Origin of the sequence: Variovorax sp. PAMC26660 (genome assembly GCF_014302995.1) — a bacterium.
GTDB lineage: Bacteria > Pseudomonadota > Gammaproteobacteria > Burkholderiales > Burkholderiaceae_C > Variovorax.
The window spans coordinates 6,333,299-6,353,681 of the sequence record NZ_CP060295.1 but is presented as its reverse complement, the minus strand read 5'-3'; the positions used below and the strand labels follow the sequence as shown (position 1 = coordinate 6,353,681).

19 protein-coding genes are annotated in these 20,383 nt (G+C 66.4%); 11 read left to right on the top strand and 8 right to left on the bottom strand.

The features are described from left to right. Nucleotides 1–115 precede the first annotated feature (115 nt). The gene (locus H7F35_RS29880; protein ID WP_187110117.1) at nt 116–1,735 is read left to right on the top strand and encodes an MFS transporter; all 1,620 of its coding nucleotides are present in this window, start codon (nt 116–118) and stop codon (nt 1,733–1,735) included. Nucleotides 1,736–1,747: 12 nt separating this feature from the next. Then, a complete protein-coding gene (locus tag H7F35_RS29875) occupies nt 1,748–3,223 on the top strand; it encodes a flavin-containing monooxygenase (RefSeq protein ID WP_187110116.1) in 1,476 nt (491 codons plus the stop codon). 316 nt (nt 3,224–3,539) lie between these two features. Here H7F35_RS29875 and H7F35_RS29870 read toward each other — a convergent pair whose 3' ends face one another. Next, nucleotides 3,540–4,049 carry an HD domain-containing protein gene (locus H7F35_RS29870; protein ID WP_187110115.1) on the bottom strand — a complete coding sequence of 170 codons (510 nt, stop codon included), beginning with the start codon at nt 4,047–4,049 and terminating at the stop codon, nt 3,540–3,542. A gap of 170 nt (nt 4,050–4,219) precedes the next feature. Here H7F35_RS29870 and H7F35_RS29865 point away from each other — a divergent pair, with 170 nt between their 5' ends. The 8 genes from H7F35_RS29865 to H7F35_RS29830 all read left to right on the top strand — a co-directional run bounded on the left by H7F35_RS29865 (nt 4,220) and on the right by H7F35_RS29830 (nt 14,551). Further along, nucleotides 4,220–5,254, top strand: coding sequence for a TRAP transporter substrate-binding protein (locus H7F35_RS29865; RefSeq protein WP_187110114.1), 1,035 nt, complete (start codon nt 4,220–4,222; stop codon nt 5,252–5,254). Nucleotides 5,255–5,260: 6 nt separating this feature from the next. After that, nucleotides 5,261–7,171: a TRAP transporter large permease subunit gene (locus H7F35_RS29860; protein WP_187110113.1), complete on the top strand. Its 1,911-nt coding sequence runs from the start codon at nt 5,261–5,263 to the stop codon at nt 7,169–7,171. Nucleotides 7,172–7,208: 37 nt separating this feature from the next. Continuing rightward, nucleotides 7,209–8,249 (top strand): LacI family DNA-binding transcriptional regulator, encoded by a 1,041-nt coding sequence (locus tag H7F35_RS29855; protein ID WP_187110112.1) that lies wholly within the window; start codon nt 7,209–7,211, stop codon nt 8,247–8,249. Nucleotides 8,250–8,291: 42 nt separating this feature from the next. Then, nucleotides 8,292–9,293, top strand: a complete 1,002-nt coding sequence (locus H7F35_RS29850; RefSeq protein ID WP_187110111.1) for an NAD(P)-dependent oxidoreductase — start codon at nt 8,292–8,294, stop codon at nt 9,291–9,293. Between the two features lie 36 nt (nt 9,294–9,329). After that, the gene (locus H7F35_RS29845; RefSeq protein WP_187110110.1) at nt 9,330–10,151 is read left to right on the top strand and encodes an amidohydrolase family protein; all 822 of its coding nucleotides are present in this window, start codon (nt 9,330–9,332) and stop codon (nt 10,149–10,151) included. 189 nt (nt 10,152–10,340) lie between these two features. Next, nucleotides 10,341–10,859, top strand: coding sequence for a sigma-70 family RNA polymerase sigma factor (locus H7F35_RS29840; RefSeq protein ID WP_261803414.1), 519 nt, complete (start codon nt 10,341–10,343; stop codon nt 10,857–10,859). A gap of 108 nt (nt 10,860–10,967) precedes the next feature. After that, on the top strand, nt 10,968–12,017 hold the full coding sequence (locus tag H7F35_RS29835; RefSeq protein WP_187110109.1) for a FecR family protein: 1,050 nt from the start codon (nt 10,968–10,970) through the stop codon (nt 12,015–12,017). Nucleotides 12,018–12,133: 116 nt separating this feature from the next. Beyond that, nucleotides 12,134–14,551, top strand: coding sequence for a TonB-dependent siderophore receptor (locus H7F35_RS29830; RefSeq protein WP_187110108.1), 2,418 nt, complete (start codon nt 12,134–12,136; stop codon nt 14,549–14,551). Between the two features lie 16 nt (nt 14,552–14,567). Here the strand turns inward: H7F35_RS29830 and H7F35_RS29825 are convergent, their stop codons facing one another. After that, nucleotides 14,568–15,878, bottom strand: a complete 1,311-nt coding sequence (locus tag H7F35_RS29825) for a serine hydrolase domain-containing protein (RefSeq protein WP_222622058.1) — start codon at nt 15,876–15,878, stop codon at nt 14,568–14,570. 186 nt (nt 15,879–16,064) lie between these two features. Between H7F35_RS29825 and H7F35_RS29820 the strand changes: the two genes are divergently transcribed. Beyond that, complete coding sequence (locus H7F35_RS29820; protein ID WP_187110106.1) at nt 16,065–16,541, top strand: VOC family protein; 477 nt, start codon at nt 16,065–16,067, stop codon at nt 16,539–16,541. Between the two features lie 22 nt (nt 16,542–16,563). Here H7F35_RS29820 and H7F35_RS29815 read toward each other — a convergent pair whose 3' ends face one another. The 6 genes from H7F35_RS29815 to H7F35_RS29790 all read right to left on the bottom strand — a co-directional run bounded on the left by H7F35_RS29815 (nt 16,564) and on the right by H7F35_RS29790 (nt 20,374). After that, nucleotides 16,564–17,979, bottom strand: coding sequence for an MATE family efflux transporter (locus tag H7F35_RS29815; RefSeq protein WP_187110105.1), 1,416 nt, complete (start codon nt 17,977–17,979; stop codon nt 16,564–16,566). Next, complete coding sequence (locus H7F35_RS29810; RefSeq protein ID WP_187110104.1) at nt 17,976–18,548, bottom strand: DUF2239 family protein; 573 nt, start codon at nt 18,546–18,548, stop codon at nt 17,976–17,978. The genes H7F35_RS29815 and H7F35_RS29810 overlap by 4 nt, the downstream gene beginning before the upstream one ends. 62 nt (nt 18,549–18,610) lie before the next feature. Further along, nucleotides 18,611–19,051: a MarR family winged helix-turn-helix transcriptional regulator gene (locus tag H7F35_RS29805; protein ID WP_187110103.1), complete on the bottom strand. Its 441-nt coding sequence runs from the start codon at nt 19,049–19,051 to the stop codon at nt 18,611–18,613. After that, complete coding sequence (locus H7F35_RS29800; protein ID WP_187110102.1) at nt 19,048–19,410, bottom strand: GIY-YIG nuclease family protein; 363 nt, start codon at nt 19,408–19,410, stop codon at nt 19,048–19,050. Before H7F35_RS29800 ends, H7F35_RS29805 begins: the two co-directional genes overlap by 4 nt. Before the next feature lie 60 nt (nt 19,411–19,470). Next, nucleotides 19,471–19,965: a hypothetical protein gene (locus H7F35_RS29795; protein WP_261803413.1), complete on the bottom strand. Its 495-nt coding sequence runs from the start codon at nt 19,963–19,965 to the stop codon at nt 19,471–19,473. 79 nt (nt 19,966–20,044) lie between these two features. Beyond that, complete coding sequence (locus tag H7F35_RS29790; protein WP_187110100.1) at nt 20,045–20,374, bottom strand: hypothetical protein; 330 nt, start codon at nt 20,372–20,374, stop codon at nt 20,045–20,047. Between the last annotated feature and the right edge of the window lie 9 nt (nt 20,375–20,383).

Below are 20,383 nucleotides of genomic sequence, written 5' to 3'. Positions count from 1 at the left end.
GGCACGACGGCGCGCAACGATGCACGGCGCCCCATTGGAAGCAGCCCCCATCCCAACCTTCCCCCAGAGGGGGAAGGGGCCAGACCGAAACCGAATAGATCGGAGCCCGGCAACCATGGCACAGATCGGCAAGGCGCCCTGCGACGACACGCTGATCCTGCATGCTGCCGGGCCGCAAGAGAGCGCCTGCCCCGAGGCCTCGAAGCCGTGGGTTCTTGCAGCGGCCATCGTCGGGTCGAGCATGGCCTTCATCGATGGCACGGTGGTCAACGTCGCGTTGCCCGCCATCCAGTCCGATCTGCATGCCACCGCCTTCCAGGCGCAGTGGGTGGTCGAGTCCTATGCATTGCTGCTCGCCGCATTGCTGCTGGTGGGCGGCGCGCTGGGTGACCACTACGGGCGCCGGCGTATCTTCGCGATCGGCGTCGGCATCTTCGCCTTGTCGTCCGTGGCCTGCGCACTGGCAGGCACCGTGCAGCAACTCATTGCCGCGCGCGCGGTGCAGGGCATCGGCGGCGCGCTGCTGGTGCCCGGCAGCCTGGCGCTCATCAGCGCCGCCTTTCCCGAGAAACAACGGGGCAAGGCCATCGGCACATGGTCGGGCTTCAGCGGCATCACGGCGGCCGTGGGCCCGGTGCTCGGCGGCTTTCTGGTCGATCACTTCTCGTGGACCTGGGCCTTTCTCATCAACGTGCCGATGGCGCTGCTGGTGCTGTGGATCGTCTGGCGCCATGTGCCCGAGAGCCGAGGCGCCTCGGCCAGTGGCGGCCTCGATCCCTGGGGCGCGTTGCTGGCCACGGCCGGGCTGGGTGGCATCGTCTATGCCTTCATCGAGGCGCCCACACAGCATTGGAGTTCACCGGCCGTGCTCGCGGCGCTGGCCATCGGTGTCGTGGGAAGCGCGGGTTTCATCGCGGTCGAGCGCAGGGTGCGCACGCCGATGCTGCCGCTTTCGCTGCTGCGCATCGGCAACTTCGGCGGCGCAAACTTGCTGACCCTGCTGCTCTACGCCGCGCTCGGCGGTGGCCTGTATTTCTTCCCGCTCAACATGATCCAGGTGCAGGGCTACTCGGCCACCGTGGCGGGCGCGGCGCTGCTGCCGTTCATCTTCATCATGTTCGCGCTCTCGGGCTGGGCCGGGCAACTGGTCGACCGCTTCGGGCCGCGCATGCCGCTGGTGATCGGACCGGCCATCGCCGCCGTCGGCTTCGTTCTGTTTGCAGTGCCTGGCGTGGGCGCCAGCTACTGGACTGGTTTCCTGCCCGCCGTGGTGGTGCTGGGCTTCGGCATGACGGTGACCGTGGCACCGCTCACCACCACCGTCATGAATGCGGTCGGGCCGGAGATGGCGGGCGTGGCCTCGGGCGTGAACAACGCGGTGTCACGCGCGGCGGCTGTGCTGGCGATCGCGGTGTTCGGCGCGGTCATGGCGTGGGCCTTCGATGCGGCGCTGGCGCACAACCTGCGCGAGATGGGCGCGTCGGCGCAGGTGTCGGCGTTTCTGGAAGGCGAGCGCAGCAAGCTCGCCGGTGCGGCGATGCCACCGGGTGTGGATGCGGCGACTGCAGCCGCCGTCAAACGCGCTGTGGCCGAATCGTTCGTGGCGGGCTTTCGGTGGGTGATGCTGCTGAGCGCCGGGCTGGCGGTGCTGAGTGCGGTGAGTGCGTGGTGGATGATCCGGGGGCGGCCGGCCGATCCCTCCGCAAGAGAAAGCGCGACAGACAACAACAACTGAGGAGACATATCGGTGCAGGAAGAACAACAACATGTCGACGTATTGATCGTCGGTGCCGGCCTCTCGGGCATCGGCGCCGCCTACCACCTCCAGGTGAATTGCCCCGGCCGCAGCTACGCGATCCTCGAAGGGCGCGAGCGCAGCGGGGGCACCTGGGACCTGTTCCGCTACCCGGGCATCCGTTCGGATTCCGACATGTACACGCTGGGCTATTCGTTCCGGCCGTGGACGCAGGCCAGGGCGATTGCCGATGGTCCGTCGATCCTGAAGTACGTGCGCGAGACGGCGAAGGACCATGGCATCGACGCGAAGATTCGCTTCAACCATCACGTGGTGCGCGCCTCGTGGTCGACGCCCGAGGCTCGATGGTGGGTAGATGTGGAGCGCGGCCCCGAGCGCGAGCCGGTCCGCATGAGCTGCAACTTCCTCTTCATGTGCAGCGGCTACTACAACTACACGGCCGGCTACACGCCGGAGTTCGCGGGCACCGCCGACTACACCGGCCGCATCGTCCATCCGCAACACTGGCCCGAAGACCTCGACTACGCAGGCAAGCGCGTGGTCGTGATCGGCAGCGGTGCCACCGCGATGACGCTGGTGCCCGAGATGGCGAAGACCGCCGCGCATGTGACGCTGTTGCAGCGCTCGCCCACCTACGTGTTGTCGCGGCCGGCCGAAGACCCGATAGCCAACCGGCTGCGGCGCCATCTGCCGGCCAAGGTCGCCTACGGCATCACGCGCTGGAAGAACGTGCTGTTGAGCATGCTGTTCTTTCGCCTCTCGCGGCGTAAGCCGGAGCGCGCTAAGCAGATGATTCTGGGTGGCGTGCGCCAGGCCTTGGGCCCCGACTACGACATCGCCACGCACTTCACGCCGCGCTACAACCCGTGGGACCAGCGGCTGTGCCTCGTGCCCGATGGCGATCTGTTCGCGGCACTCAACGCCGGCCGCGCGTCGATGGTGACGGACCACATCGACACCTTCACGCCGAGCGGCATCCGCTTGAAGTCGGGCCAGGAACTCGATGCCGACCTGATCGTCACCGCCACCGGGCTCGATCTGCAGGTGCTGGGCGGCATCGCGCTCGACGTCGATGGTGTTCCCGTCGATCCGGCCGCGACCTTCAACTACAAGGGAATGATGTACAGCGACGTGCCGAACCTGGCGTCGTCGTTCGGCTACACGAATGCTTCGTGGACCTTGAAGTGCGACCTGACCTGCGAGTACGTCTGCCGGGTGCTGAACCACATGGACAAGCACGGCTGGCGACAGTGCATGCCGCGCAACACCGACCCGGCGCTGGTGGCTGAACCGTGGCTCGACTTTTCTTCGGGCTATGTGCAGCGCTCGATCGGCAAGTTTCCGAAGCAGGGCTCGCGTGCGCCGTGGCGGCTGTACCAGAACTACGCGCGCGACCTCATGAGCCTGCGCTTCGGGACGGTGAACGACGGGGTGATGGCGTTCTCGAATCCTTCGGCTCGATCATGAGTGCGTGAGAGGGCGTTGAGGCGCTGCTGTTGTTCTTTCAGGGCGACACTCACGCCGACACGGTGCTCTTTTTCGCGAATGTCCCCCGCTTCGCTCCTCCTTTATTTAGCTAAAAAGAGCCCCGTATCGGCGCGAGCGCTGAACAGAGCGGTCATTGATCGCCGGATCACCAGCAGCGTGTCCCTGTGCGAATGACGCCAGGTGCTCCCCGCAGCGAAATAAAGGAGGAGCGAAGCGGGGGACATTCGCGGAGGGGAGCACCTGGTGTCATTCGCACGCACCCCGGACAAACGCACAACGAACACAAACAGGCCCCCTACGCCGGCCACGTCAACAGAAGCCCGTCGAGTTCAGCCCACAACGGATCACATTGCCCCGGTCGAAACGCCGCAGCCCGAAAGGTCGCGTGCTCGCCGCGATAGGTGTCCCACAGCGCGCGATGTCCATCCGCCACGCAGGCCCGCACGTTGGCCAGCCGGTCTGCAGCCTTGACCACCAGCGCCAGCTCTTCATCGCCAGTCACCAACGCCAGCGCCGCATAGGTCTTGGCCTTGCGCTCCTTGCGGTTGGCACCGGGCGCATCGGTCAGTAGCGACACGCAACGGGCCACCAGATCGCCGAATCGCTCCTGCACCTGCGACACCGTGGCGCCGGTGTCCTCCACCACGTCGTGCAGATAGCCCACGACCTGCGCCTGCATGCCATACGGCTGCAGCAGGGCGACCACGGCATCCAGGTGATGCACGTACGGATGCACGCCGTACTTCTGGTCCCCATGCATTTCGATGGCGTAGGCGCGGGCGGCTTCAGGTGTCGATGTGGTCATGGGCGTCCATTGGTTTTTTCCATTCTGCCTTTGCACAGGGTGGTCTTTACCTTGTTTACGAAGGAAAACACCTACCGGAAACGCATTGCCCGGATTCTTGTGTATCGATACAGTAAATCGTTCCACCAAACGAGCCACAAATGGGCAATCGACCCACAGGAGACAACACAATGCACCCGATTTCACGCCGCCAATTCGTCCAGTCATCGTCCGCGCTGTCGCTCGCGATGGCGACCGCGGGCCTTTCGCAAAGCGCCGCAGCACAGGGCAAAACCGTGGTGCTGCGCCTGTCGTCGTCCCACGTGGCCGACCTCAATTCCTCGCACTTCGCCTGGTCGCAACTGATGCAGGCCAACCTGAAGAAGGCGGTGGGCGACCAGATCCGCATCGACTACTTTCCGAACAACCAGCTCGGCAAGGAAAGCGACGTGGTGCAGCAGGTGAAGGTGGGTTCCATCGACATGATGCTCACGGGCTCGTCGATCTGGGCCACGGTGACGCCGCAGCTCGGCATGCTCGACCTGGGCTACGTGTTCGACAGCTACGAGCACGCGGCCCGCGCGCTCGACGGCGGCGTGGGCGCCAAGCTCAACGACATGCTGGTCAAGAGCACGGGCTGCCAGGTCATCACCTGGGGCGCACACTACGGCGCGCGCAACGTGTACACCAAGCAGCCGGTGAAGTCGCTCGCCGACATCAAGAACGTCAAGCTGCGCGTGCTGCCCACGCCGGCCTTTATCGAGACCTTCAAGATCATGGGCGCGATCCCCACGCCCATTTCCTTCGGCGAGCTGTACATGGCGGCGCAGACGGGCGTGGTCGACGGCTTCGAGCACGACGCGGCCACGGTGCTGGCGAGCAAGCTCAACGAGGTCGTCAGGTACTGCTGGATGACCGAGCACCTGTTCAGCCCGATGGTGTGCATTGCCGGCAAGCGCGCCATGGACAAGATCCCCGCCACACTGCGCCCGGCCTTCATGAAGGCCGCCAACGATTCGACGCTGCAGCAGCGCGAGATCGGCACGCAGAAGGGCCTGCAGGCCATCGAGGAACTGAAGAAGCTGGGCATCGTGTTCACGCCCATGGCAAAGAACGAGCGCGACCAGGTCCGCAAGGAAATGGAAACGCGCCTGTGGGCCAGCTTTTCCAAGCAGTACCCGGAAACAGGGCCGCTGTTTGCCGCCATCACCGCCGCGCGGGCCTGAGCCACCATGTCGAGCCTTTCGATTTCACCGGGCGCCCCGTCGATGCAGCCGCTTGCACTGCCGCCCGCACTGGGCTTCGATGTGAGCCATGCCTCGGGCCGCTGGCTGGCCTGGCTGATGCGCGTCACCGAATACCTGGCCGGCGTGGTGCTGGCCATCGACGTGGTGGTGGTCTTCATCTCGGTGATCTTTCGCTACTTCCTGCATGACCCCTTCGACTGGGCGGAGGAGGTGGCGCGCGCGCTGATGGTCATCCAGGTGTTCTTCGGCGCGGCCACGGTGCTCGCGCGCAGCCAGCATGTGGGCGTGGACCTGTTCCGCGGCATGCTGCCGGCGAGCTGGCAGCCGGCGCTGATCCAGCTAGGGAGCTGGATCATCGTGGGCGTGTCGGCGAGCCTCTTTGCCTCGTCGTGCGAACTGCTGGTCGACTCGTACAGCATGACGACATCCATCGGCCTGCCGCAGTGGATCTACGTCTATCCCGTGACCATCGGCAGCCTGTTCATGACGCTGTTCGGGCTGGCCAATGCGGTCAACGGCCCGTCGCGCCGGGTGTGGGGCACGCTGGGCGTGGGCATTGCACTGACGGCCTTTGTCGTCGCGTGGAACACGCTCTTGAGCGACCACGCGATCCCGCCATGGGCGCTGCTCACCGCCGGCTTCCTGGGCGGCATGGCATTGGGCATGCCCATCGCCTTCGTGCTGGCGCTGTCGTCGCTGGTGTTCTTCATGGCCGATCCGTCGCTGCCCATGCTGGTCTATTCGCAGCAGGTGATGGCGGGCACCGACCACTACGTGCTGCTGGCCATTCCGTTCTTCGTGCTGGCGGGCCTGCTGATGGAAGCCAACGGCATGTCGTCGCGGCTCATCGAGCTGCTGCTGCGCATGTTCGGACGGCTGCGCGGCGGGTTGGGGCTGATCACCATCACGGCCACCGCCTTCTTCTCGGGCGTGTCGGGCTCCAAGCTGGCCGACATCGCGGCGGTGGGCGGCATCATCATGCCGGCCGTGCGCAGAACGAAGCAGGACCCGAACGAAACAGCCGGCCTGCTGGCCTGCACCGCGGTGATGGCCGAGACCATTCCGCCCTGCATCAACATGATCATCATGGGCTTCGTGGCGAACATCTCGATTGCCGGGCTGTTCATGGCCGGGCTGGTGCCGGCGGTGGTGATGGCCGTGTCGCTGGCAGCGGTGACCATCTACGTGGGCACCAAGATCAACCCCGACGATGCCTTCGAGGTGCGCACGCCGATGTTCCGCCTGCTCGGCGGCGCGCTGGTGGCGCTGGTGATGGTGGCCATGATCGGCAAGGGCGTGACCTCGGGCATTGCGACATCGACCGAGGTGTCGTCCTTCGCGGTGATCTACGCGCTGGTGGTGGGCTGGCTGGCCTTTCGCGAGCTGACGGTGAAGTCTGTGGCGCGGCTGTTCGTGCGCTCGGCGTCGATGGCCGGCGGCATTTTGTTCATCGTGGCAGCGGCGTCGAGCCTGTCTTTCGCGCTCACGATCCAGCAGATTCCGCAGTACCTGTCGGAGTTCATGATCGGCTTTGCGCATTCGTACGGCAGCACGATGTTCGTGATGCTGTCGGTGCTCATCATGATCGTGTTCGGCGCCATCCTGGAAGGCGCGCCCGCGCTCATCATCTTCGGCCCGCTGCTCACGCCCATCGCTTCACAGCTCGGGGTGAACCCTCTGCACTTCGGCACCGTGATGGTCATTGCCATGGGCTTCGGCCTGTTCGCGCCGCCGGTGGGCCTGGGCTTGTTCGCTACCTGTGCCATCACCGGCACGCAGGTGAAGGACGTGGCCCGGCCGATGCTGAAATACCTTGCCGTGTTGTTCGTTACCCTCGTGGTGCTGGTCCTGGTGCCGGCGTTCTCCACGTGGCTGCCGGCGCGCGTGGGGTTGTGATCGACCGATGAGACAAAGATAGAACAGGAAAGATTCCGTGAGCAGAATCAGTGACGTCGCCCAGCGGGCAGGTGTTTCGACCAGCACCGTGTCGAACGTGTTGAACGGGCGCGGCGACCGCATGGCCAAGGAGACGCTGGCCCGCGTGGAAGCCGCGATCCGCGAACTCAAGTACCGGCCCAACACGTCGGCGCGGCAGCTCAAGACCGGGCACACGCCGCTGATCGGCTTGCTGGTGCCGTCGATGGCCAACCCGATGTACGGCTTCATCGCCCGCGAGGTCGAGAGCCTGGCGCAGGAGCGCTACGGCTTTCGCATCATGATCGGCAACACGTATCGCGATGCCGGCAAGGAAGCGCATTTCTTCGAGGACCTGATGGCGCATGGCGTGCGCGGCGTGATCATCATCTCGTCGCTGATCGACGAGCAGCATGTGGAAGCTGCCGCCGAGCGCGGGCTGGTGGTGGTGAGCTACGACCGGCGCGCCACGCCGGGCGTGCCTTCGGTCATCGACCATGTGACGGTCGACAGCTTCGAGTCGTCGCGCATCGCCACTGCGCACCTGATCGAGCAGGGGCACCGCAGGCTGGCCTTCGTCACGCCTTCAGGCCGCACCATGAGCCGGAACGAGAAGATCAACGGTTTTCTTGCGGCGGCGAAGAGCGCGGGCCTCGAAGGCAGCGCGCAGGTCATCGAGGGCCTGCCGGTGGATGAATACGGCGACTCGATGATGAGCGAGCTGGGCCGCATGCAGGCCAGCCAGCTCGCCCGTTCGGCCGAGCGGCCCACGGGCGTGATCGGCGTCAACGACCTGCTGGCCTTCGGCCTGATGGCGGGTTTTCGGGACGCTGGGCTTTCGGTGCCGCAGGACGTGTCGGTCGTCGGTATCGACAACGTGTTTCTCTCGATGCTGATGCACCCGGCCATGACCTCGGTGCGCGTGCCCGTGCCCGAGATGGCGCAGGTGATGGTCGAGCGGGTGATGAGCCGGCTGGCCGACCCGTCGATGCCGACATCGGAGTTCGTTTTTCCGCCGACGCTGGTGGCGCGCGATTCGGTGGCGCCGCCGCGCGCCTGAACATCTTCATTTTTCTTCTCTTGTGAGCAAAGTCGTTTTTTCATGACCACGGTTTTTGTCAGCCATCCGCAGAGCAAGCTCGCTTCCTATTTCGGTGACGGAGCCATCGCCGCCTTGCAGGCCATCGCGCAAGTGCGCTTCAACCCGACGGACACGGACCTTTCGTCGCACGAACTGGCCGAGCTGGCGCGCGATTGCGATGCGATCATTTCCTACCGCCAGACGGTGGGCGACGAGGCGTTGTTCGCCGCGCTGCCGCAGCTCAAGGCCTTCGTGCGCTGCGCCATCGACATCCGCAACATCGACGTGGCTTCCGCGAGCCGGCACGGCGTGCTGGTCACGCAGGCGAGCGCGGGCTTCATCGCGTCGGTGTCCGAATGGATCGTGGGCGCGATGATCGACCTGGGGCGGCACATCAGCGCATCGACTGCGCTGTACCACGCGGGCCAGCCCGTGACGCCGGTGATGGGGCGCGAGCTGCGCGGCAGCACGCTGGGCGTGATCGGCTTCGGCCAGATCAGCCGCTACCTGTGCGACATCGCGCTGGCCCTGGGCATGCGCATCGTGGTGCATGACCCGCACACAGCGACCGGGCGCGCGGAGTTCGCGCAGATCGGGCTCGATGAATTGCTGGCGCAGTCCGATTTCGTGGTGTGCCTCGCGCCCGCCACCGAAGCGACCGAGAACCTGATGGATGTGAAGGCCTTCGCCGCGATGCAGCCGCATGCCTTCTTCATCAATGCCTCGCGTGGCAACCTCGTGGACGAAGGCGCGCTGCTCGCCGCGCTCGACGCCGGCACCATCGCCGGCTGCGCGCTGGACGTGGGCCGTGCGCCCGACCAGATGCCGTCGCCGCGCGTGGCGGCGCATCCGCGCGTGATCGCATCGCCGCACATCGGCGGGCTCACGCCGCCGGCAGTCGAGCACCAGGCAATGGAAACCGTGTCGCAACTGGCCGAGATTTTCCAGGGCAGGGCGCCCAAGGGCGCGGTCAACGCCGCCGAGGCCCGGCGCTGGCAGCAGGCCTTTGGCACCCGCAACTGATCCGATCCACACCACAACAACTCAAAGAATCACGACATGGAACCCACCCGGAATACACGTTATGCAGGCGCCTGCGACTGCCACGTCCACATCTACGAAGACCGCTTCCCGCTGATTCCGAACGTGGCCTGGGTGCCGCCGCATTCACCGGTGTCGGCCTACCGCGCGCAGGTGCAGGAGCCGCTGGGCATCGATCGCGCCGTGGTCGTGCAGCCGACCGGCTACGGCTTCGACAACAGTTGCACGCTCGATGCGCTGGCCCAGTTCGGCAACGCCGCGCGCGGCATCGCGCTGGTGGCACCCGACGTGGCCGATGCCGAGATCGAGCGCCTGCACGCCGGCGGCATGCGTGGCGCGCGCTACATGATGATCGGCGGCGTGCTGGCCTGGGAGTCGCTCGAGCCGATGGCCGCGCGCCTGGCCAACGCCGAATGGATGGTGAACCTGCAGCTCGACGGCCGCACGATGCCCGAGCACGAAGAAGTGCTCAAGCGCCTGCCGTGCCGGCTGGTGCTGGACCACAACGGCAAGTTCCTGGAGCCGGTGGCGCCGTCGCATCCGTCGTTCCAGTCGCTGCTGCGCGTGCTCGATTCGGGGCGCGTGTGGATCAAGCTTTCGGCGCCGTACGAAACCTCGAAGACCGGCGCGCCCGGTTATGACGACGTCAGCCTGCTGGCGCGCACGCTGGCCGAGAAGTTTCCCGAGCGCTGCCTGTGGGCCAGCAACTGGCCGCACCCGGGGCGCAACCCGGTGCCGGCGAACGTGCCGCTGTACGACCTGCTGTTTTCCTGGGCCACGAGCGACGACACGCGCCGCCGCATCCTCGTGGACAACCCGGCCGCGCTGTACGGGTTCTAGGCGGGCTCTGGCACGAAGGGTAGCCAGCCTCGCGCCCATTCAGGCAGGCGAAATGCCTACCCTGCGAGGGCCGGCCACCCGAACGCGGAGATAATCCGTGCCTTCCGTGTTTTGATTCTCATCAGGTAAGCCACGCCGTGTCGAAGCCAACCTGCCCCTGGACTTCGACCAGCCCTTCCCGGCTGTGGTGTGCCTGTGTTCGAACGCTATTACCGCGAACTGCTGAGCTTTCTCTCCCGAAAGGTGTCCGACCGCGCCACTGCGGCCGACCTGGCGCAGGAGAGCTACGTGCGCGTGTACGAGGCGCAGCGCACCGGCAGCGTGGTGCGCGATCCGCGTGCGCTGCTCTATCGCACGGCCCGCAACCTGGTCACGGATCACCATCGCCGCACCGGCGTGCGCGCCGGCTTCGACGGGGCCGGCCCCCAAGAGGACGCGGTTGAACTCGACGACTGCATCGGCCCCTCGACCTTCGAGCCAGACACCATCCTGTCTTCCGGGCAGGGGCTGGCGGCCATGGTTGCGACCATCGACCGGCTGCCGCCGCGATGCCGCGAAGCCTTCGTGCTCTACAAGTTCGACGGGCTTTCCTATGCCGAAGTCGCCGAGCGCATGGGCATTTCGGTCCGCACGGTCGAGATGCAACTGCGGATTGCCATGGATGCATGCTGGGCGTGCCTGGACCAGGTGAACGGCACCGGGCGATGAACGACAACTACAAGAGCGAACGCGCGAGCGACGCGGTGCACCCACGAGACCCGCTACAGGGTTTTGCATTGCTCGCGCGTCTACATCCATAGGAGAGCTCGCCGAGCCATGACCCCATCGTTGCCACCGTCGGAAGAAGCATCGCGCCTGCGTCAGGAGGTGCTGGAATGGTTCGTCCGCCGCCATCGCGAGGAATGGAGCACGCGCGACGAGCGGCTTTTCCAGGACTGGATCGGCGCTGACCCGAAACACGCCGATGCCTACCGCCAATGGGAATCGCGCTGGAAAGCCTTCGACGCAATCTCGCCGGAGACGGTTGCGACCTGGCGCGAGGGCTTCTCGGGGAACCGGAGTTCGCCCACGCGGCGCGGCTTCCTGAAGCCGGCGTTTGCGCTGGCCGCCGCGGGCGTGGTCGCCGGCGGCAGCTACCTGGGGTGGAGCCATCTGCAGGCGCAGCCGGTGTTCATGCAGGCTTTCGGCACCCAGCGCGGGCAGCAGCTCGAAGTGCCGCTGCCCGATGGCACGGTGCTTCGGCTGGACACCGCCACGCGGCTGGAGGTGCGCTATTTCCGCGAGCGCCGCGAGGTCCGGCTGATCGACGGGCAGGCTGTATTTGCGGTGCAGTCTGACGCCCAACGCCCGTTCGACGTGCTGGCCGGGCCGCTGCATGTGCGCGTGGTCGGCACGCGTTTCGCGGTGCGGCATACGCCGGGCATTGCGGGTGCGGAGGGCGCGCGGGTGTCGGTGGAAGAGGGCAAGGTGCGGGTCACTCGGAGGGAGAAGGCGCCGGACGACAGTTGGGTCGAGTCTTCCGCCGCGGCGCTGGAAAACGCTGTCTTCCTCACCGCTGGCCAGCAGGTGGAAAGCGATCCGCAGGGCGTGCTGGCCGCCGTATCGGCCGTTCCGGGCGATGGCATTGCACCCTGGCGCGAGCACCGGCTGAGCTTTGTGGACACGCCGCTGGCGCGCGCATTGGCCGAACTGGAGCGCTACGGCAGCACCGGCCTCGTGGTGTACGACCCGGCCGTCGCGGCGCTGCGCCTGAGCGGCACCTTCGACCCGAGAGACGCACGCACGCTGCGGCGCGCGCTGCCCAGCGCCTTGCCCGTGCGGCTCAAAGGCGACGGGCCGGTTGCCGAGATCGTGCCGGCGCCTTAGCCAGCGCGCCCCGAAAGCGACGGGGCCATATTTTTTTCACCAGGGTTACCGTATTTCCAGCAGTTCGTGCGTCAGCCAGATAAGAACCATTTGTATTCTCTACCTGGAAGACGTTGATGAACCGCTTGAAGATGACGCCGGCGCCGCTGGCCCTGGCCATTGCACTTGCCCTGGCGAATGCACCGCTGCGTGCCCAGACCCAGGGCACGCCGACCGGCGCGCCACTGCAGATCGGCATTGCAGCCCAGCCGCTGGCCGAGGCGCTGAACGACTGGGCACGGCAGACCCGCATCCAGCTCGTCGTGCAGCAAAGCCTGGTGGCGGGCAAGACGGCGCCAGCCATCTCCGGCAGCCTGACGCCGCGCCAGGCGCTCGACCGCCTGCTCGCCGGCAGCGGACTGGCCGCCAGCATGGAAGGCAACGCCGCCGTGATCAAGACGGTGCCTGCGGCGTCAGGCACCTCCACGCTGCCGGCAGTCACTGTGGTGGCCGATGGCGAAGAGAGCGCCACGGGCCGCGTGCAGGGCTACCTCGCCAAGCGCAGCGCCACGGGCACCAAGACCGACACGCCGATCATCGAGACGCCGCAGTCGATCTCGGTGGTCACGGCCGATCGCATCGAGGCCATGGGTGCCACCAACCTCAAGGATGCGCTGGGCTACACGCCGGGCGTCTCGACCACGACCTATGGCGCCGATTCGCGCTACGACTGGATCTCGCTGCGGGGCTTCGACGCCTATTCGCCGGGCTTCTACCTCGACGGCCTGCCTCTGCGCAACAACAGCACCTGGGGCGTCTGGCGCACCGAGAACTACGGCGCCGAGCGCATCGAACTGCTGCGCGGCCCCTCGTCGGTCTTGTACGGCATGAGCGGTCCGGGCGGGGTGGTGAACGTGGTCAGCAAGCGACCGACGGCAGAGCCGGTGCGCGAGCTGCAACTGCAGGTTGGCGATCACGCCGGCCGCCAGGTCGCGGGCGACTTCGCGGGTGCGCTGGATGCGGACGGCAAGGTGCTGTATCGCATCACCGGCTTGCTGCGCGACGCGCAACTGCCAGCCGCCAAGGAGGCGGATGACCGCACTTACATTGCGCCGTCGCTCACCTGGAAGCCATCGAGCGACACGACGCTGACGCTGCTCTCGCAGTTCAGCCGCACCCGCAGCGGGGTCTACACCCGCGCGCGTCCGAAAGTCGGCTCGCTGGAGGCGACCAGGATCGGCACCTATATTCCTTCGTCGCTGTTCACGGGCGAGCCCTGGTTCGACCATTTCAACCAGGACCAGGAAATGATCGGCTACCAGTTCGAGCATCGCATCAACGACACCTGGACCGTGCGGCAGAACGCGCGCTATGCCCACCAGAAAATGGACTACCGGGGCGTGCAGGCGTCCAACTTCCTGACCGTGAACCCCGACAGCGCGACGGACCCGGCCAACTTCCAGTTCCTGTCGAGAAGAACTTTCGGCAGTCGCGAAAACATCGGCGCCGTGGCCCTGGACAACCAGGCGCAGGCCGATTTCCGGCTGGGCGACACGCAGCACAAGGTGCTGGTGGGCCTGGACTACCAGCGCACCCGCATCGACCAGATCACCTTCAGCGGCGGCAGTGCGTCACCGCTCAATATCTACGCGCCGGCATACGGCGGCGGGGTCAAGGTGCCGGCCCCGTACTTCGACGGCATCAGCCGCCTGAGCCAGACCGGCCTGTACCTGCAGGACCAGATCAAGTGGGACGACCGCTGGGCACTGACGCTGGGCGGTCGCTACGACAGCGCCGACAGCAACGTGCACAGCCGGCTGGACGGCTCGGACACGCGCATCAAGGACCACAAGTTCACCAGCCGTGCGGGCCTGGTTTATCTGCATCCGAGCGGCTGGGCACCGTATCTGAGCTACTCGGAGTCGTTCGCGCCGACCGCGACCATCGATCCGGTCTCGGGCAATCCGTTCAAGCCCGAAAGCGGCCGGCAGTACGAGGCGGGCATCCGCTACCAGCCGCCCGGCCGCAAGGAGCTTTACAGCGCGGCCATCTTCGACCTGCGACGCAAGAACTACATCAGCTTCAACCAGGAATCGATGCCCAAGCAGACGGGTGAGATCTCGGTGCGCGGCCTGGAGCTGGAAGCCACGACCGAGCTGGTGTCGCGCATGAACCTCACGGCCTCCTACAGCTACACGCCCCGGGCCATCGTCACGGCCAGCAGCAACCCGAGCGAGATCGGCAAGCAGGCCACGGCCGTGCCTCGCCACCGGCTGTCGGTGTGGGCCGACTACCGCTTCGCCAACGGCCTGAAGGTCGGGCTGGGTGCGCGCTACACCGGCACGAACCGTGGTGATGGTGAATCGGTGGCGCCGAACAAGGTGCCCGCGTCCACGGTGCTCGACGCCATGCTCGGCTACGACATCGACCACTGGAGCCTGGCGCTGAATCTGCGCAACCTCACCAACAAGAACTACATCGCCAACTGCGGCTATGGCAACTGCTACTACGGCTACCCGCGCACCGTGACCGCCACGGCCACGTACCGCTGGTAACCGCCGACGCCGGCCTTCAGCGCGCCGCGCGACGGCCCTGCGCGAGCAGGTGCCGCCCGAGCGCCTCGAAGGCCGGCAGCGTGACCGGATCGTTGGCCGCGTTGCCGGCCACCGGGTGCGAGGCGTAGCGCACGATCACCATCTCGGCCTTCGGGTCGATGTAGATGCGCTGGCCGTGCACGCCGCGCGCCATGTAGGCACCGTGGTCGTTGTGCGTGACCCACCACATGTCGCGGTAGCTCCATCCCTTCAGCAGCGGATAGCCGCCCTTGACGAAGGCCGCCTTGTCACCGCCGCCGCGGATGTCGTCGACCGTCGCCTTGGGCACGATCTGCTGGCCGTTGAAGCGGCCGTCGTTGCGCAGCATTTCGCCGAAGCGCGCGAGGTCGCGCAGGCCGGTGTTCAGGCCGCCGCCGGCAAAGGGCGTGCCGATCGAATCGACGGTGAAGTAGGCGTCCTGCTCGGCACCGAGGCGGCGCCAGATGCGTTCGGACAGCAGTTGCGCCACGTTGCGGCCAGTGGCGCGCGCGATCACCCAACCCAGCACATCGGAATTGACGGTCTTGTAGCCGAAGCCGTCGCCGTGCTTTCCTTCGGGTTGCACGGTCTGCAGGAACTCGTAGTAGCTGCGCGGGCCGGTGTAGTCCTTGGGCTTCGGCAAGGGGCTGCCGGCCTGCGCATGCGCCCAGACCTCCGCGTTCGGATCGGCATAGTCTTCGCTGAACTTCAGGCCAGTGGTCATGTCGAGCACCTGGCGCACCGTGGCGTTGCCGAAGGCGGATTTCGCCAGCTCGGGCACGTACTCGGCCACCTGCTTGCCGGCGTCGAGCTTGCCTTCGGCCACCAGCATCGCGCCGAGCGTGCCGACCACCGACTTGGTGACGGACATGGCGCCGTGCTGGCCGTCGTCCTTCAGCACACCGAAGTAGCGCTCGTAGACGATGCGCCCACGGTGCAGCACCACGATGCCATCGGTGTAGGTGGCGGCGAGCGATTGCTCCCAGCTCATGGGCGCCGTCGCGCCGAGCGGCGTGAAGCTGAGGGCGTCGATGTCCTTGCGCAACGCAGAGGGCAGGGCGACGGGCGCACCCAGGCCGCGCGAGACGTTCACGGTCGGCATCAACTGGCGGAAGTTCGACACGCTCCAGCGCATCGCGGGAAACTGGAAATAGCTGCCATCGTCGAAGCGCAGCGTGCGGTCGGCGGGCGGGGGCGAACCGGTCATCCAGCCGAGCCTGGCGGGGTCGCTGGCATCGGCATCGGGAAAGGTCGCGGTGTCGGCCGCACCGGCCGCATGCACTGCGGATGCGACGAGGCACGCGAGCATGACGGCGTTGCGTTTGAAGCTGCTTTGGAGTGTGGCGAACATGGTGATGGCACAGGAGTGAACGGGCATTGTGGCCCCCATGCCCCATGGGAACTTCTCCCTGACAGCCGCCGCGCGGCTTGACAAGGGCCGGCCCGCGATTTGATACTGAACTCTCAGGTTCATCATTCAAGCGAAGGAGATCCCATGCAAAAGATCGTGCCCTGCCTCTGGTTCGACCGCAACGGCGAAGACGCGCTGAAGTTCTACACCGCCATCTTTCCGAACTCGCGCGTGACCGACAAACTGCTCTGGGGCGACACCAATCCCGCTCTGAAAGGCTTGCTGCTCACCGCGACCTTCGAGCTCGAAGGGCAGGAGTTCATGGTGATCAACGGAGGGCCTCAGTACAAGTTCACCCCGGCCATCTCGATGTACCTGAAGTGCGAGACGCAAGCCGAGGTCGACAACTACTGGAGCAAACTGCTCGAAGGCGGCGGGGAACCGGTGCAATGCGGCTGGCTCACCGACCGCTACGGCGTGTCCTGGCAGATCGTGCCCGACGGCCTGATCCAGATGTTCCAGGACAAGGACCCGGCCAAGGCCGCCCGCGCGATGCAGGCGATGATGACGATGGTCAAGCTCGACATCGCCGCAGTGCGCAAGGCCTACGACGGGGCGTGATCCGCCACCGCCGTCGTGGCGGCTACACCAGCCGGTGAATCGCCTTCTTGCGCCACACCAGCTGGTAATACGCGGTCTGCAGCAGCAGCATCGCGCCGAAAGTCGCGGGGTAGGCGATCCAGATGCCGTCCAGCCCGAGGCGGTGGCTCATGGCATACGCCACCGGCACTTCCACGCCGAGGATGCAGAGGATGGAGATCAGCGTCGGCACCAGCACCGAGCCGCTGGCCCGCATGATCCCCGACAGGGCAGAGGCCATGCCGAACAGCACCAGGCTCCACAGCATGATGTGCAGCAGCGTCTGCGCGATCTCGATCACTGGTGCGCTGGTGATGAAGAAGCCCATCAGGTGACGCGAGAACAGGTAGCCCAGCAACACGAGGCTACCGGTCAGCACCAGGTTCATCAGGAGCGCGGTCTTGGCGATCGCGCCCAGGCGGTTGGCGCGGCCCGCGCCGATGGCCTGCGCGCCAAGGATCGACGCGGTGATGGCAATCGAGATCGCCGGGAACTGCACGTACGCCACCACCTGGTTCACCGCGCCGTAGGCCGCCGTGGCGCTCGAGCCGTAGCTGTTGACCATCGACAGCAGCACCACTTCGGCCAGCGCCACGACGATCATCTGCACGCCCGTGGGCACGCCGATCTTGAGCACCGCCTTCAGCAGGTGCGGCTGGATGCGCAGGTTGCGCAGGAACTCGGCATCGGGCGCCAGCGGGCTCTTGCGATGGCGCAGCCGAAAGCCCAGCCACAACGTGGCCACCACGAAGGCCACCACCGTGGCCCAGGCACCGCTGGCCACGCCAAGTTGCGGCAGGCCACCCCAGCCGCGAATGAGCGCGGGCGTGACCACCAGCCCGACCAGCGTGGAGATGACCAGCGTGAACAGCGGCGTGACGGTGTCGCCCACGCCGCGCAGCATGGCGGTGGACATCAGGAACACGAAGAGGCCGGGCATCGCGATGAGCATGATGCGGGCGTAGCGCGTGGAGTCGGCCAGCACGTCGGGCGGCGTGCCCAGCATGGCCAGCATCGGCGTGGTGAAGACGCCGCCGAACACCGCGATCACCAGGCCCATCAGGATGCCCACCGTGAGCGTGGTGCCAGCCACGGCCTTGACCTTGGCGACATCGCGCGCGCCCCAGGCCTGGCCGATCAGCACCGATGCACCGGCGCCCAGGCCGATGATGAAGGCGATGAAGAAGAACATCACCGGGAAAAAACTCGACACCGCCGCCAGCGCGCCCACGCCGAGCATCTGGCCCACATAGATGTTGTTCAGCGTGCCCGACAGCGATTGCAGGATGTTGCTGAGCAGCATCGGCGCCAGGAAGAAGAGAAAGACCTTCCACAGCGGACGCGCGGCCCCGACGGGCGCCACGGGCACGCCCTGCAGCCCGCTCTTGCCGGTGCTGGGGGTTTCAGGGGTTGCTCTCATGCACGGCTCCAGACGGGGGCAGACAGTTTTTGCAGATGGGCGCGCAGGTCGATGGGCCAGGCCTCGATCAGGTTGCCGAAGCGCTGTTCGTCGCCCGCGAACAGCGCACGGGTCGCTTCCTCGAAGCCGGGCAGGTTGCCTGCGATCGCGGTCATCACGCGGTAGGTGGCTTCTTGCGCCGTGCGCACGGTGTCGCGGTCGGCGTGCACGCGGCGCGCGTCGTCGACCAGCTTGCGCAGTGCGACCGAGGCGCCGCCGGGTTGGCGACCCAGCCAGTCCCAGTGGCGCGGCAGCAGGGTGACTTCGCGCGCGACCACGCCCAGCTTGGGTCTGCCGACGCCGCGCGGTGCTTCATCGCGGTGTTCGTGGCCGGCGTGGGGCGTGTCGGCATCGGGCATCTCGCGCAGGTCGAGGTCGAGCTGCGCACCGGTCTGGTCGTCGAACACGAGGCAGGACGGGACGTCGCCGAGTTCGCGCAGTTGGGCAAGCACTTCGGCTTTGGTGCCGTGCGCGATGCGCCGGAAACCGGCGAAGGCGGTCAGGGTGATGGGCGGGTCGTCTGGTGACATGGCGGATGTTCTGTTTTCAGGGGGCCGGCGAAACGAGGTGCGTAATCTACCCGTTGGCGCGCTCAGGCGTGCGAAGCGTCTTGCCCGCAGAGCGCGAGGAGCGCGGCGTCGATTTCCGGCAGGCGTTTCGGGTCCAGCGGCCGCAGGGCTTTCGCGCAGATGGCCTCGACGGTGACGCGTGCCTCCTGCGCCAGTTGCCTGCCGCCGGAGCGGATGGCCGCGAAGCGGCGGCCGTCTTCGCCGGGTGCTGCGACGCGTTCGGCCAGCCCGATTTTTTCGAGCGTGATCATCTTGCGGATCAGGCCCGACATCGACAGGCCCAGCATGTGCGCGAGATCGGCCATGGCCATGCGGCCGTCCTTGCTTTGCACAAGCAGGTGGAGCAGGGTGAAGTCGCCGTAGTTCAGCCCGTGGAAGGCGCCGAGGTCTTCGTCGAGCTTCAGGGTCAGGCTGGCATGGGCGCGGCTGACGTGGAGGCAAAAGCCCAGTGCGTCGATGCTCATGGCGTGTTGTATCCGTTCTCACTGGTGCACTGGAGTTCTTCACGCCAGAGCAGGAGCAGCTTTTCCAGCTCGTCCTTACGGTCGAAGGCCGGATCGTCACGCTCCTTGACCCGGTCGATCACCTCGAAGCTGAAATGCGCCGCGCCGTGCGTGGTCCAGTCGCGTCCCAGCGACTTGTTGCGATGCGAGCGCTGGTTCAGTTCGAAGCGGGCGCGGTTCATGGCACCCTCGACGTCGAGGCTGCCGGCCACGTAGACGCGGCCATCCAGCGTGTTGCGGATGACGAAGACGCCCGCGGGGCGCACGGTCTCCTTGTATGTCTTGACGAGCGCGCGTCGTGTTTCTTGAGGCAGGTTCATGTCTCTAATATTACCCGGGCTAAATTGACTTGGCAATATACCCGGGTAAAAACAAGAAGCTCAACCGGCCCTCAAACGCTGCCACCCGCGGACGATGCGCCGATTGAGCGCCCGCACCACGCGCCACGGACGGCTCTGGCGAACGAGCGTGAGCACATGGTCTTTCCAGGTTTTCCAGCGCGGATACCAGCGGGCGAACCACGCAATGCGCATCAGCGGGCCTTCGACCAACTGAAAGATCCGCGCCACGATGGCCGTGCCGATCAGCTTGGCCAGCACGAGCACCGTCACGCCACTGGCGGCATGCCCGTGGCCGAAGAGGAAGAGGGCCAGCAGCTTGACCGGCAACAGCAGCAGCATCGGCACGAAGAACGCCAGCAGTGCGCCCCAGGGCGGCAGCTTGCGCAGGCGGTCTTCCAGGCGCGCCCACAAGGGCAGGCGGGACAGTCGCGCCATCAGGGCGGCCAGCGGGCCCCACCCCCATTCCTCGAAAAGCAGAAGGGGCACGAGGATCACAGTGCCGATGGCGCGGATCAGGGCACGCAGGGCACGCATGAAGGGTGTCATGCGCGAAGGGTACGGCACCGCACGGCCGGGGCGGCGTTTTGTCGCCGCCCGGCACGCGGGGACTGCGCTACTTTCCGGACGGCCGGAAGAACAGGTACTCGCCCCGTCCCAGTTCCGGTGTCAGCTCGTAGCCGTCGCAAAGCTCGCCGACGCAATGAAGGATGACGACACGCGGCCAGATGGTCGCTGCCGTCGGAAAGCCCGGCATGTACTGCGGCACGTGCCACACGCCGTAGTCGCCGACCGGCTGGGCGTTCTCGGTGCCGTTGGCGTTCTGCAGGCCGCTGCCCATGTTCACCCGTTCGACGCGCAGGTTGTAGGGGGACGGCGCCGCAGCCGCGCCCGCGGCCGTTGCCACGCAGCAAGCCGCCATCCAGAGGAGTACGGTCCTGGTCATCATGGACTC

Coding starts and splice junctions, on each gene's coding strand:
- H7F35_RS29880 (WP_187110117.1), top strand. CDS start 116: ATGGCACAGATCGGCAAGGCGCCCTGCGACGACACGCTGATCCTGCAT.
- H7F35_RS29870 (WP_187110115.1), bottom strand. CDS start 4,049: ATGACCACATCGACACCTGAAGCCGCCCGCGCCTACGCCATCGAAATG.
- H7F35_RS29865 (WP_187110114.1), top strand. CDS start 4,220: ATGCACCCGATTTCACGCCGCCAATTCGTCCAGTCATCGTCCGCGCTG.
- H7F35_RS29860 (WP_187110113.1), top strand. CDS start 5,261: ATGTCGAGCCTTTCGATTTCACCGGGCGCCCCGTCGATGCAGCCGCTT.
- H7F35_RS29850 (WP_187110111.1), top strand. CDS start 8,292: ATGACCACGGTTTTTGTCAGCCATCCGCAGAGCAAGCTCGCTTCCTAT.
- H7F35_RS29845 (WP_187110110.1), top strand. CDS start 9,330: ATGGAACCCACCCGGAATACACGTTATGCAGGCGCCTGCGACTGCCAC.
- H7F35_RS29835 (WP_187110109.1), top strand. CDS start 10,968: ATGACCCCATCGTTGCCACCGTCGGAAGAAGCATCGCGCCTGCGTCAG.
- H7F35_RS29830 (WP_187110108.1), top strand. CDS start 12,134: ATGAACCGCTTGAAGATGACGCCGGCGCCGCTGGCCCTGGCCATTGCA.
- H7F35_RS29825 (WP_222622058.1), bottom strand. CDS start 15,878: ATGCTCGCGTGCCTCGTCGCATCCGCAGTGCATGCGGCCGGTGCGGCC.
- H7F35_RS29820 (WP_187110106.1), top strand. CDS start 16,065: ATGCAAAAGATCGTGCCCTGCCTCTGGTTCGACCGCAACGGCGAAGAC.
- H7F35_RS29815 (WP_187110105.1), bottom strand. CDS start 17,979: ATGAGAGCAACCCCTGAAACCCCCAGCACCGGCAAGAGCGGGCTGCAG.
- H7F35_RS29810 (WP_187110104.1), bottom strand. CDS start 18,548: ATGTCACCAGACGACCCGCCCATCACCCTGACCGCCTTCGCCGGTTTC.
- H7F35_RS29805 (WP_187110103.1), bottom strand. CDS start 19,051: ATGAGCATCGACGCACTGGGCTTTTGCCTCCACGTCAGCCGCGCCCAT.
- H7F35_RS29800 (WP_187110102.1), bottom strand. CDS start 19,410: ATGAACCTGCCTCAAGAAACACGACGCGCGCTCGTCAAGACATACAAG.
- H7F35_RS29795 (WP_261803413.1), bottom strand. CDS start 19,965: ATGCGTGCCCTGCGTGCCCTGATCCGCGCCATCGGCACTGTGATCCTC.
- H7F35_RS29790 (WP_187110100.1), bottom strand. CDS start 20,374: ATGACCAGGACCGTACTCCTCTGGATGGCGGCTTGCTGCGTGGCAACG.